This is a genomic window from Pseudomonas alvandae, from assembly GCF_019141525.1.
Taxonomy (GTDB): Bacteria; Pseudomonadota; Gammaproteobacteria; order Pseudomonadales; family Pseudomonadaceae; genus Aquipseudomonas; species Aquipseudomonas alvandae.
In genome coordinates, this window is sequence record NZ_CP077080.1 from 5,410,384 (window position 1) to 5,422,874 (window position 12,491).

Below are 12,491 nucleotides of genomic sequence, written 5' to 3' on the forward strand. Positions count from 1 at the left end.
CTTGGGCGCATTGCGTTATGATCCCTGCTTCCTTGTGAAGCAGAGCTTTTCCTACGAATGTTGCCGTCCCCTTCCGACACACCAACCACCCTTCCCTCCGTCCTCGTCGGTCCGCTGCTGCGGCGATTGGAAGCCCGGCGGCTGGTGATGTGGCTGGTGGGTTCACGACCCTTGACGTTGACTTTGCGCCTCGACGAAGCAGGCGATCTCGAGCTCGACGCCACGCGCTGCACGGTGGTGCCCGTGGGGCGGCAGGCATTCTTGCACTTGATCGACGTGCATCTCGATACTGCCCTGCCGCTGGATGTGACGATTGACTACGACCTGCTGGTAGACGGCACGCCCATCGCCGAATGGGCGCCGCACCTGCTGTACGGCGGTGCGAAGTGCCCTAATTTCATGCTGCATTCGCGCATCGGGCAACTGGTCCATGGCTCCTGCCGCAAACCCCACTACCCGGCCAACGACGGTTTGCTCTGTGTCGACCGACTGTTGGCGCAATCTCCCGAGCAACGGCCGGCGTTGTTGATGATGAGCGGCGACCAGGTGTATGCCGACGATGTCGCCGGGCCGATGTTGCGGGCGATCCATGCCTTGATCGAGCGCCTGGGGTTGTTCGAAGAATGCCTCGAAGGTGCGGTGGTTGAAGACAGCGCCAAGCTTTACCAACACCCCGCCAGTTATTACCACCGTGCAGACTTGCTGCCAGCGCTCGAAAGCAACGAAACCCTGCGTGAGCGTTTCTTCGGCGGGGCACGCAAGCCGATCTTCACCAGCAGCAGCGCAGATAATCACCTGGTGACCTTCGCCGAAGTCATGGCGATGTATCTGCTGGTGTGGTCGCCCGTGCCGTGGACGTTGATCGACCCGCAACCACCCGAATTGACCGCCGAACGACGTCAACGCTATGACGTGGAGCAACAACGCATCGAGGCTTTCAGGGCCGGACTTGGCGGCGTGGCCCGGGTGTTCGCGCACCTGTCCTGCTTGATGATCTTCGATGACCACGACATCACCGACGACTGGAATTTATCCGCACAATGGGAGGAAACGGCCTACGGGCATCCGTTCTCCAAGCGCATCATCGGCAACGCGCTGATCGCCTATATGCTCTGCCAGGGCTGGGGCAATAACCCGGACGTGTTTGGCGAGGTGATCCAGCAAACCGTGGCGTTATGCGGCACCGCCAAAGACCGCTACCTCGACAGCGCGCCGCAGGACACGCTGATCGACACGCTGCTCGGTTTCCAGCAATGGCACTACGTGCTGCCGAGCACGCCGGCGCTGGTGGTGCTCGACACCCGTACGCGCCGCTGGCGCAGCGAAAACAACCTCAAGCAGCCGTCGGGCCTGCTGGACTGGGAAGCGCTGAGCGAGCTGCAACAAGAACTGCTGGACCATCCCTCGGCGATCATCGTGTCACCGGCGCCGATCTTCGGCGTGAAACTGATCGAGACCGTGCAGCGGGTGTTCAGTTGGTGCGGTTATCCACTGTTGGTGGACGCGGAAAACTGGATGGCCCATCGCGGCGCGGCCCAGGTGATCCTGAATATTTTCCGACATTCACGTACGCCCGGCAGCTATGTGGTGCTCTCGGGTGACGTGCATTATTCCTTCGTCTATGAGGTATTGATCCCACATCGCAAGGGCGGTCCGCGCATTTGGCAGATCACCAGCAGCGGCATCAAGAATGAGTTTCCTCCGGCGCTGCTGGAGTGGTTCGATCGACTGAACCGCTGGCTCTATTCGCCCCGATCCCCCTTGAACTGGTTCACCAAGCGCCGCAGCATGCGCATCATTCCCCACGTCCCGGAACACGCCGAGGCCGGGGAACGCTTGTGGAATTCGGCGGGTATCGGCCAGGTGTTTTTCAATGAGCAGGGGCAACCGGCGGACATCTACCAGCACAACGCCAACGGCCATCCGCCGACACGCATGCTGGCGCCGAAATCGCCCCCAGGCTGATCACTTGCTGGCCGAGGCCATCAGCACGCCGAAGGAAAAGAACGTCAGGCCGGACAACTTGCCGACAACGCGCGTGCCTTGGCGCGTGGATAGCCAGCCCCTGGCACGGCTCGCCATCAGCGCATAGCCACTGTGTATGCCGATGACGAGCAGGCCGTAGGACGCCACCAGCAGGAGAAACTGCGTGTAATAGTTACCTGCCGGCTCGATGAACTGCGGGAACACCGCCAGGAAAAAGAACCCGGCCTTGGGGTTGAGCAACTGGATCGACAACGCCTCGACAAATCGCCGCCAAGGACGTGAAGGCGTGTCGTTGAGGGTCGGAATGAAGGTCTTGGTGTTCCACATCTTCACGCCCAGATACAGCAAGTAAACCGCGCCGATGTATTTCAACACGGTGAAGGCCGTCGCCGACGTCGCCAGGATCAAGCCCACACTGCTGGCCGAGATGCCCGCCACCAGGAAACCGCCCAGGGCGATGCCGAGGATACCGGGCAAGGCGCCGCTCCAGCCATGACGCACCGAGTTGGACAGGGTCAGGACCACGCCCGGGCCAGGGCTGAGGATGGTCAGGGTTGCGAGCAGCAGGAACAATCCATAGCTGGCCATAGTGGCTCCGTTGGCGATTTATGTTTGCAGGCGACAGACACTGTAGACGGATTTCATATTGGCGCAGGAAAAATCTGTGGGAGCGAGCTTGCTCGCGATGACGGAGTGTCAGGTGATGAAGATGCTGAATGTTGGGCCGTCATCGCGAGCAAGCTCGCTCCCACATGGGGATTGGGTGAGGGTCAGAACGCCAGCTGCAGGCTTTGCTGGCCTTCGAGGCTGAGCAAAAACTGCTTGGCGGCGAGGCCGCCCGCGAAACCGGTGAGGCTGCCGGACGTGCCGATGACGCGATGGCAGGGGGCGATGATGGAGATCGGGTTGCGTCCGTTGGCCGCTCCGACGGCGCGGGTCGCGGTCGGCTGGCCAATCTGGATGGCAATGTCGCGGTAGCTGCGGGTCTCGCCGAATGGGATCGTCAGCAAAGCCTGCCAGACCCGCACCTGGAAATCAGTGCCGGCGAAGTCCAGCTCCAATTCGAAACGGCGGCGCTGGCCGGCGAAGTATTCCAGCAGCTGACGCTCGGTCTCCTTGAGCGTCGGGTGATCGTCGTCTGGCTCCAGCGGCCCGAGGCGCACACGATTGAGCCGTTCGTTTTCCCACAGGATCGCCGCCAGCTTCGTGCCTCGGGCAACAAGGATCAGCTCGCCGACGGGGGATTGAATGGTTTTATACAGCGGCAACATCAAGTGATTCCTTGGCTCAAGCTAAATGGCTTTTGTGGCGAGGGAGCTTGCTCCCTCGCCACAGTTTCGTCACAGCAACCTCATCCCAACAACCCCAACGCCTTCGCCCGCGCCACGGCCTGGGTGCGGCGTTCTACGCCGAGTTTACTGTTGATATGGCTGGCGTGGGTTTTCACCGTGTGCAGCGAAATGAACAATTGCTCGCTGATCTCCTGGTTGGAACAGCCCTGGGCGATCAGTTGCAACACCGCGCGTTCGCGGCTACTGAGGGTCTCGACCGGCGTCATGGATTCGGTAGCTGGCGTCGCCGCCGATGGCAAGGATTCGAGCAGTTGTTGGCGCAAGTCGCTGGGCGGTGCCTGCAACAGTTGCTCGCGCAGCCACTCCGGATGTTCTTTCAACAACCACTCGAAAGGTTGCAGCACCCCGCCGATGGCGGCCTCGAAGGCTTGGGCCAGAGCGCTTCGTGCTTGCGGCTCACGCTCCACAGCGAGCAGCAACGCGACCTTCTGATTGAGCACCATGACGCTGAGCATTTGCCGGCCGGTTTGCTGCGCGTGCTCCAGCAACGCATCGAGGCGCCCTTCGGCCTGCATCGGTTGCCCGCGGATGGATTCCAGCAAGGCCTGTTGCAGTTCAACGTGCAGTGGCAGTTGCGGATGGAATTCCGGAGGCGCGGCAGCCCGTTCGCCGGTGTAGGTCTGTCCCAGTCGCGCCAACCAGGCTTCGGCCAGCTCGGTGCGGCCCTGGGCAAGCCAGAGCTCGCATTTGACCAGGGTGATCATCGCCAGGTAATACACCGGCGGAACGTCCCAGATATGCATCAGGCGCTCAGCCTCGGCCAGTTCGGCAAAGGCCCGGGCGAACTCACCGTTGTAGCCTTCGACGCGTGCAATCACGCAATGGCCGATCAACACGCTGATGTCACGGCAGGCCCTGGCTTCGGTCAGGCCGGCTTGCAACCGGGCCAATCCAGCCGGGGACTGCATGCGCAGGGTCAGCAGAAATCCCTCATACAGGACCAAACGCGCTCGCACCGCGTACAACCGTTGTGGCGATAAACCCTGCAGACGTTGCAGCCCTTGTCTCACTTCTTCGAGCGCCCGCAGGATTTCTCCCCGCGCTTGCAGCACCCGGGCCCGATCGTAATGGGCCAGGGCCTCGAAAAGCGGATTGCCGACCCGTTGCGCCAGCTCCAGGGAATCTCGGTTCAAGGCACGAGCCCGCCACAGGTCGCCATCGGCAATCGCCAGGTTCGACAGCGTGGACAAGCACATCAGGCGTTGGCCATAGCGTTTTGGCGGCAGGCTTTCCAGGGCTTCGGTGCAATAGCGCAACGTAGCCGCGCGGTCGCCACGCCCTCGGGCAACAATGCCGCTCAGGGCTAGCCATTGCGCGAGCATGGACTTTTGCGCAGTGGCCGATGGGGCTGGCAGGAAGCGGCTCAAGTGTGCGGCCAACTCCTCGGCGGCATCCAGTTGGCAGGCCAGGCCCAGCGCCCAACTGTAGAGCACGATCAACCTCGGGGTGCTGATGAGGAGGCTGTCGGGCAAGTCCATTTTCCAGCGCAGCAACATGCCGACGTTCTGCTCGGCCAGCAGTTGCTCTTCCGACAGGTTCTGCACGAGGTTCGCCGCCACATCCAGGTGCCCCGCCCGCAGCGCCTGCTCCACGGCTTCGTCGATCAAGCCCTGGGCGTTGAACCAACGGCAAGCCCGAAGGTGCAGGGTCGCGGCCGGCACCATGGCCGGCGCACTGGGACGGCTGCGCAACAGGTCGGAAAACAGGTGATGAAAACGGTACCAGTGGCCATGTTCGTCCAACGGCACCAGGAACACTTGGTGCGCGGCCAGGTATTGAAGAATTTCCTGACTGTCATGGGCATCGCGCACCGCATCGCACAGCTCGCTGCAGAAGCGCTCTTGCGGGGCGATGTCATAGAGAAACGCCTGCACCTCGGCGGGCAGGCAATCAATGACTTCCTCCAGCAGGTAATCGCGGATCAGCCCTTCCCCACCGTGCAGGGCCTGGGGCAGCCGTCCGTCATTGCCGGCCTCGGAAGCCGCGAGCAACCAGAAACGCAGCCCGGCCACCCAACCTTCACTGCGCTGGATGAGGCTTTCCAGCGCCTCCCCGCGCAGTGAACTGCTGTGACGCTGGAGCAAGGTCAGCGCTTCGTCATGAGTCAGGCGCAGGTCTTGTTCGTTGAGTTCGAGCAATTGCCGCGACAGGCGTAGCCGTGCCAGGTGCCAGTCCGGTCGCTGACGGCTGGTGACCAGTACCAGCAGCCCGTCGGGCAGGTGATTGAGAAAAAACTGCAGGCAGCGATCCAGCACCGGGCTCTGGGCGAGATGGTAGTCATCGAGCACCAGCAACAAGGGAGTGCGAGGGGACAGATGCGCCGACAGCTCATCGAGCAGACCATCGAGCCATTCTTCGAACGCGAAGGGCTGATGGCGCTGGCGCATTTTCAGCAGGCCCAACGCCCGGCCACCCAGTTGCGGGAAAAACGCCTGGAGCCCTTCGAGCAGCCGCTCCAGGAAACGCCCCGGGTCGTTGTCCCTGGCACTGAGCCCCAACCAGAGGCTATGCCAGTGGGCCGGCAGGCCCTGGCAGAACTCCACCGCCAGCGAGCTTTTGCCAAACCCCGCCGGCGCACTCACCAACAGCAACCGGCCACCAAGCCCGGCACCCAGGCGCTCGCACAACCGCGGCCGCACGACATGGCCGTCGGGCAAGGGTGGGCGGTAGAAGCGCCCTTCCTGTACCGCAATGGCTGCGCGGGAAGAATCCGGAAGTGAAGACAAATCAGTCATGGCCGGCTCTTGTTGGAATGCGGGTGGCGGCGTTGCAGATGTCCGCAGACTAGCCGTAAACGGAGAGGTATTGAAGGGAGTGCTACAAATGGCTACAAAAAGGCTACAAACCAAATGCCTTGGAGTGCTGCTTTTGTGTCGGTCAAAAAAAACGCCCCGAACCAGTCGGGGCGTTTTTTCGAGGATGCGGCCTCGGGTGGAGCGATTTAGCGAACGCCTTCCTGGCGCAGGGCCGCCGGGGTGAAGTCGCTGGTGGACGCGGTGAAGCCGAAGTCGTAGGCCGATTTCTCTTCGTTCTTCATGCCCAGGGCCAGGTAGCGACCGGACTGCAGGTCATAGATAACCTCCATGGCGTACCACGGCACTTGCTTGTCGTAGTAGTTCTCGGCATGGGCTTCGGCCACGCGCCACAGCTGGCCACGACCGTCGTAGTGATCGATGACCGCGGCTTGCCAGGTGTCTTCGTCGATGTAGAAGTCACGCTTGGCGTAGATGTGGCGCTGGCCTTCCTTCAAGGTCGCGGTCACGTGCCAGACGCGACGCAGTTCATAGCGCGCCAGGTCCTGGTTGATGTGGCCGGCCTTGAGGATGTCGGCGTACTTGAGCTGCGGCGAATCGATCTTGTGGCTGTTGGAGGCGATGTACAGCTCTTTCTTGCCTTCCAGCTTCCAGTCGTAACGGTCCGGCGCGCCGTTGTACATGTCCAGGTTATCGGAGGTGCGCAAGCCGTCGGCGGCGGTACCCGGGCCGTCGTAGGCGACTTGCGGCGCCTGGCGCACGCGGCGTTGGCCGGCGTTGTAGATCCAGGCCTTGCGCGGCTCCTTCACCTGGTCGAGGGTTTCGTGCACCAGCAGCACGGTACCGGCCAGGCGCGCCGGCGCAGTCACTTGCTGCTTGAAGTAGAACAGCACGTTGCCCGGGTTGGCCGGATCGAAGCCCTTGATCTTGTCGCGGAACACGAACTGATCCTGGAAGTACACGAGGTTGTACGAACCGTTGGGCTGCGGCGTGGCCTGGGTGACCAGACGTGTCACGCTGCCGCCGCGATAGCGGGTGATGTGGTTCCAGATCACTTCGAGCCCGCTCTGGGGAATCGGGAACGGCACCGCCGTCTCGAAATTCTCCAGGCCGTTGCCAGCGCCCACCAGCTTGGTGTTCACGGCGTTTTTCTTGATGGAGGCCAACACGTCATCCGGCACGGTGGCGCCGCGATGGGTCGGGTAGACCGGCATCTTGAAGGTTTCCGGGTAGCGCTTGAACATCGCGTACTGGCCCGGGGCGAGCTTGTCCTTGTACTGCTCGACGTTCTGCGCGGTGATGGTGAAGACCGGTTTTTCACTGGCGTATGGGTCGGAGAGGAAGCCCTTGCCGTCCACGCTGCCGGCGTTCTTGGCCATGGGTTTCCAGGCTGTAATCGAACCATCGGCGTTGCCGGCCATCTCGGCGCCCATCGGCGTCAGGCTCTTGCCCAGCTTATCGGCCTCGGCGGCAGGCACGGCGGCCATGACGCTGGCCGCCAACAGGGATAATCCCAGCGCACCGACTTGCAACAGATTCTTTGTTATTTTCATAGTGTGTCGTCCTGAAATACGGTGCTTAGAAGTTCACGCCGACGCTGAGCGCCACGAAGTCGCGATCGTCCACAGTGGTGTACTTGCCGTCGAAGAAGTTGGTGTAGGCCAGGCTGGCGGTGTAGGTGTTCTGGTACTCGGCATCCAGCCCGAGGCTGACGGCCTTGCGACCTTCCTCGAAGTTGGCGCCAGGGCCTGGCGAGTAGCCTTTCACATCATGGGACCAAGCCACGTTCGGCCGCAGGTTTACACCGGCGAACACGTCGTTGTAGTCCCAGATCGCGCGACCGCGATAACCCCAGGAGTTTGCCGTGGTGAAGCCATCATTTTCGCAATAGCGACTAGCGTTGTTCTGCGCTCCGCCTGCCAGGGTCGAACCGTTCAATATCTCGCATTGGCCATTCGGCAATGGCCCAGGGCCATAGCTTGGATCACGGCCATAACGCGCCTTGGAAGTGCTTTCCAGACCACCGACGTGAGTGAAACCGACCTCGCCTACCAATGTCAGGCGCTCGGCGCCCATGACCTGATCGAAGAAGTGGGTAAAGGTGGTTTGCAGTTGTGTCACTTCCTTGCGGCGATAGCCTGGCTGGTCCGTGTCTGCCTGTCCTGGCAGTACAGAAACATCGGGGTTCAGAGGCGTTAATCCGGAAAACAGGATGTCAGTGGTATTGAGCTGGACCGGTGCATTCGGACGGTAGCTGATTTCGCCGCTCCATGCGGTACCTGTGGGCAATGTGGTCGAGAAGCTCAGGCCATACAGGCGGATATCTTCGGGATACTCGACGTAGTAGTTTGAATTACCTGCGACCACCATCGGTACCATGGCTTGAGCCATGGCAACCGCTTGAGCAAACGGAATGCCAGCGGCCATCAGCGACCCTACCAACCCTGGTCCGCTGGTATAAGCGCTGGCGGGTGCACCATGACCGCTGAAAATTGGCGCACGGCTGTGGTAGTTCATGAAATAAGCGCCAAACTCAGTATCCAGCGGCTCGTACATGTACTTGAAAGACACGCCAAACTGGCCGCTGTCCCGAGCATCACGGTCGGCGCCACGACGAACCAAAGTGCCTTCGCCATCAACGTCCACTCCGAACGCACCCAAGGTAGGCATCGCAGCAGCTGGAATCGCCGACGCGCTCCTCAGCACTCGCAGGTTACTGTCACAACCATCGGAAATGACGTCCGGCTGCGAGAAGAAAGTCCCGCAATTGTCAGTAACGGTCTGGTCCCACTCCAACTGGTAGAAAGCTTCAGCTGACAAATTGTCGGTCAGGCTCTGGGATACATAGAACATATTGACCGGGATCAGCCCTTCCTTGACCTCGGCGCCCGGACGACGGAACGCGGATACATCGACCGGGTTGATGGCATTGATGCCGTTCTGAATGAAGGTGCTCTCGCCCCAACTAACCACCTGCTTGCCGAGGCGCACCGAGCCGGGCTGATCGGCAATGGCGTAGTTGTGGTAAATGAACGCATCGAGAATCTGCCCGCCGGAAGACTGAGCGCCTTCTTTTCGGTTGCTGTCGCTGATGTCCTTGAACGGACGGCTTTCGTCCTTGAGCTCAAAGTCATACCAATACTTGCCACGCACAAACACACCGGTGTCGCCGTACTTCAGCTCCAGGTCATGGATACCCTTGAAGATCTTCGAGAAGGTTTCCCCACGCTTGAAATTCAAGTGACCGTCATCAGAGGTCTGGGACAAACCATGGCCACCATTGTTGACGCCGATCAGGTTCTTGTTGGCCTTGGCCGTGGACCAGCTCGCGCCGACCGACAGGGACGAATCGAACTGGCCTTCGATTTCACCGATGTTGAAGCTGACGCCGAAAGCCGGGCCGGCGAGCGAGGAGGCAAGACTGACGGCCAGCGGCAATTTTGCCCGGCGCCAGAAAGTGTTTGCTGAGGTCATCGACGCAACTCCATGTGTTTTATTGTTATGGCAGTGGGTATTTCCGGAAACCCTTCGCCGTGCTGGCACGCGCGTACCATTCCAGAAAACCTTGAGCGGACTATAGCCAGCAGGTAGTACGGCTTGATCCCTCTAAAGTGTGATTTGCAGCCCACGACCACTCTGGAACAGTCCTTCGCCAGGCCGACACCTGTCGGCACGGCAAGGATGGCTGAATTTTCGGTTTTGACAAGACAAGCGCTTGCTTGGTGGGGCTGCCGTGCCCTTTTCGGGCACGGCAGGGACGCTCAGAGCGTCGAGAGGAAGGTGCTGTTGTTGCTTTGCCATTCGGCGATGTCGACGCGGATACGCTTCTTGTCGAGCTTGCCGACGCTGGTCTTGGGAATTTCCGTAACAAGGGCAATCTGGCTCGGGATCGCCCACTTGCTCAGGTGCCCCAGCTCGACAAACGGCTTGAGGTGTTCCTTGAGCTCGCGAGCCCCGATCTCATGCCCTTCGCGAATCACCAGCAAGGCAAACGGCCGCTCGCCCCACTGCGGATCGGGAATGCCGACCACTGCTACTTCACGTACCGCCGCATGACGGCTGATGAGGTCTTCGAGGTCCAGGGAGGAGATCCACTCGCCACCGGTCTTGATCACGTCCTTGATGCGGTCGCGAATGTCGATGAAGCCCATGCCATCGAGGGTGGCGACATCGCCGGTGTGCAACCAGCCGCCGCTCCAGAGCTCGGCGCCCTTCTGTGGTTCATTGAAATAACCTTCGGTGAGCCACGGCGCGCGCAGCACCAATTCGCCCTGGGTCTCGCCGTCGGCGGGCAGGAAGCGGCCCTCGCCGTCGACGATCGCCGCCTCCACCAGCGGCCCCGGCACGCCGGCCTTGATCCGGTAGGTGATGCGTTCGTCTTCGCTGCCGGCCATCAGTTCGTCGTTGAGGTGGGCGCAGGACACCAGCGGGCCGGTCTCGGACATGCCGTAGGCGGCGGTGAGCTGGATGCCCTTGGCTTTGGCCGCCTCGTACAGGCTGCGGTTGAGGGCGCTGCCACCAATGACGATTTTCCAGCCGCCGAAATCGGTGCCCTGGGCGCCCTTGGCGTTGAGCACCATCTGCAGGATGGTCGGCACGCAGTGGGAGAACGTGACCTTTTCCTTGCGCCACAGCTCTACCAGGAACTCCGGGTCGTAACGGCCGGGGTAGACCTGCTTGAGCCCCAGCATGGTCGCCACGTACGGCAGGCCCCAGGCGTGGACATGGAACATTGGCGTGATCGGCATGTACACGTCGTTGGTGCCCAGCAGCCGCACGCTGTCGATGGCGCCCATGATGGTCGACACGCCCAGGGTATGCAGCACCAGTTGCCGATGGGTGAAATACACGCCCTTGGGGTTGCCTGTGGTGCCGGTGGTATAGAACGTGGTGGCGACGGAGTTCTCGTCGAAATCCTTGAAGTCGTAGACCGGGCTTGCACTGGCCAGCAGTTGCTCGTACTCGCCAACCAGATCTGGCAGGTCGGCGGTTTTTTCCGGCAGGTCGGTCAGCAGCAAGGTTTTCTTCACCGTGGTCAGGTGCCCGGCAATCGCCTGGTACAACCCGACGAACTCACTATTGACCAGCACGAAGCGGTCCTCGGCGTGGTTCATGGTGTAGAGGATCTGCTCTGGCGACAGGCGCACGTTGATGGTGTGGATCACCGCGCCGATCATCGGGATCGCGAACATGCATTCCAGGTAACGATGGCTGTCCCAGTCCATCACCGCCACGGTATCGCCGGCCTTCACCCCCGCCTCGGTCAGCACATTGGCCAGCCGCGCGACGCGCTCGATCAGCGTCGGGTAGCTGTAGCGCAACTGGTCGCGGTAGATGATCTCGCGGGTTTTCTCGTAACGCGCGCCGGACATCAGCAACCGCTTGATCAGCAGCGGGTATTGGTAGGCGCCTTCGGCTGGAGGAATTACGCGAGTCTGCAACATAAGTGTCCCTTTTCTGACTGCACGGTCTTGGCTGGAAAGTAAGCACTCTAAAGCGCTTATTCGCGGATCAAATCAGCCGAAGGAATGATTTGATCCGCCCGCAAATACCGGCCTTGAGCCATCATCGGGACGGGTTCAGCCTGCTCAGTGGGCCTCGGTAAACGCCAGCTTCACCCCGATGGCAACCAGCACGGCGCCCATGGTCCGGTCGAACCAGTGGCCCATGCGGGCAAAAGCGGCACGCACCCGTGCCTGGCTGAACAGCATCGCGACCATGCAGAACCAGGCCGCCGTGGCGACCGCGAGGTATACGCCATAGCCGGCCTGGATCGCCATCGGGGTATGGGGGTTGATGACCACGGTGAACAGGGACAGGAAAAACAGCGTCGCCTTGGGGTTCAGGCCGTTGGTCACGAAGCCGGCGGTAAACGCGCCGCGAGCGGTGCGTTCGCCGACCTCCTTGTGCAGGTTTTCCTCGCTGGCCTTGGCCGGCTGCGCACGCAATGCCTTGAAGCCGATGTACAACAGGTAAGCGGCGGCCGCCCACTTCAATGCGTTGAACAGCACGATCGATTGGGACACGATCAGGCCGATGCCCAGCAGCGAATATCCCACGTGCAGGAAGATCGCGGTGCCGACGCCCAACGCTGTCCACGTCCCGGCGCGACGACCGTGGGTCACGCTTTCACGGACCACCACGGCGAAATCCGGACCAGGACTGGCCACGGCCAGCAGATGGATCAGGGCAACGGTGAGGAATTCGGCGAGGTACATGGTGCGGCTCCTTGCGACAATCTCTGTTGAATGGATCCCGTGGCGAGGGAGCTTGCTCCCGCTCGGCTGCGCAGCAGTCGCTTGCCTCTGGGGCCTGCTTCGCAGGCCAGCGGGAGCAAGCTCCCTCGCCACGGCAAATGTTCTGATAGGCTCGCCACATTACGCCTTCAGTCCTTTCCATG

The 12,491-nt window shown here is 61.4% G+C and carries 8 protein-coding genes; 1 reads left to right on the forward strand and 7 read right to left on the reverse strand.

Translation table 11 applies throughout. The features are described from left to right. Positions 1-57 precede the first annotated feature (57 nt). Positions 58-1,965: an alkaline phosphatase D family protein gene (locus KSS97_RS24095; protein ID WP_198796264.1), complete on the forward strand. Its 1,908-nt coding sequence runs from the start codon at positions 58-60 to the stop codon at positions 1,963-1,965. Here KSS97_RS24095 and KSS97_RS24100 read toward each other — a convergent pair whose 3' ends face one another. The 7 genes from KSS97_RS24100 to KSS97_RS24130 form a co-directional block, all read right to left on the reverse strand. After that, positions 1,966-2,574 (reverse strand): LysE family translocator, encoded by a 609-nt coding sequence (locus KSS97_RS24100; protein WP_217860303.1) that lies wholly within the window; start codon positions 2,572-2,574, stop codon positions 1,966-1,968. Between the two features lie 182 nt (positions 2,575-2,756). Further along, on the reverse strand, positions 2,757-3,257 hold the full coding sequence (locus KSS97_RS24105; RefSeq protein WP_217860304.1) for a methylated-DNA--[protein]-cysteine S-methyltransferase: 501 nt from the start codon (positions 3,255-3,257) through the stop codon (positions 2,757-2,759). An 80-nt stretch (positions 3,258-3,337) separates the two neighbouring features. Then, positions 3,338-6,073, reverse strand: a complete 2,736-nt coding sequence (locus tag KSS97_RS24110) for a winged helix-turn-helix domain-containing protein (RefSeq protein WP_217860305.1) — start codon at positions 6,071-6,073, stop codon at positions 3,338-3,340. Positions 6,074-6,279: 206 nt separating this feature from the next. Next, positions 6,280-7,644 (reverse strand): DUF1329 domain-containing protein, encoded by a 1,365-nt coding sequence (locus KSS97_RS24115; RefSeq protein ID WP_198796260.1) that lies wholly within the window; start codon positions 7,642-7,644, stop codon positions 6,280-6,282. A 25-nt stretch (positions 7,645-7,669) separates the two neighbouring features. After that, positions 7,670-9,565, reverse strand: coding sequence for a DUF1302 domain-containing protein (locus KSS97_RS24120; RefSeq protein ID WP_198796259.1), 1,896 nt, complete (start codon positions 9,563-9,565; stop codon positions 7,670-7,672). A 287-nt stretch (positions 9,566-9,852) separates the two neighbouring features. Beyond that, complete coding sequence (locus KSS97_RS24125; RefSeq protein WP_217860306.1) at positions 9,853-11,535, reverse strand: fatty acid--CoA ligase; 1,683 nt, start codon at positions 11,533-11,535, stop codon at positions 9,853-9,855. A 144-nt stretch (positions 11,536-11,679) separates the two neighbouring features. Continuing rightward, positions 11,680-12,309, reverse strand: coding sequence for a LysE family transporter (locus KSS97_RS24130; RefSeq protein ID WP_198796258.1), 630 nt, complete (start codon positions 12,307-12,309; stop codon positions 11,680-11,682). Positions 12,310-12,491 lie beyond the last annotated feature (182 nt).

Excerpts from the sequence above, each read along its gene's own strand:
- KSS97_RS24100 (WP_217860303.1), bottom strand. The coding sequence starts at position 2,574 with ATGGCCAGCTATGGATTGTTCCTGCTGCTCGCAACCCTGACCATCCTC.
- KSS97_RS24125 (WP_217860306.1), bottom strand. The coding sequence starts at position 11,535 with ATGTTGCAGACTCGCGTAATTCCTCCAGCCGAAGGCGCCTACCAATAC.
- KSS97_RS24105 (WP_217860304.1), bottom strand. The coding sequence starts at position 3,257 with ATGTTGCCGCTGTATAAAACCATTCAATCCCCCGTCGGCGAGCTGATC.
- KSS97_RS24110 (WP_217860305.1), bottom strand. The coding sequence starts at position 6,073 with ATGACTGATTTGTCTTCACTTCCGGATTCTTCCCGCGCAGCCATTGCG.
- KSS97_RS24120 (WP_198796259.1), bottom strand. The coding sequence starts at position 9,565 with ATGACCTCAGCAAACACTTTCTGGCGCCGGGCAAAATTGCCGCTGGCC.
- KSS97_RS24095 (WP_198796264.1), top strand. The coding sequence starts at position 58 with ATGTTGCCGTCCCCTTCCGACACACCAACCACCCTTCCCTCCGTCCTC.
- KSS97_RS24115 (WP_198796260.1), bottom strand. The coding sequence starts at position 7,644 with ATGAAAATAACAAAGAATCTGTTGCAAGTCGGTGCGCTGGGATTATCC.
- KSS97_RS24130 (WP_198796258.1), bottom strand. The coding sequence starts at position 12,309 with ATGTACCTCGCCGAATTCCTCACCGTTGCCCTGATCCATCTGCTGGCC.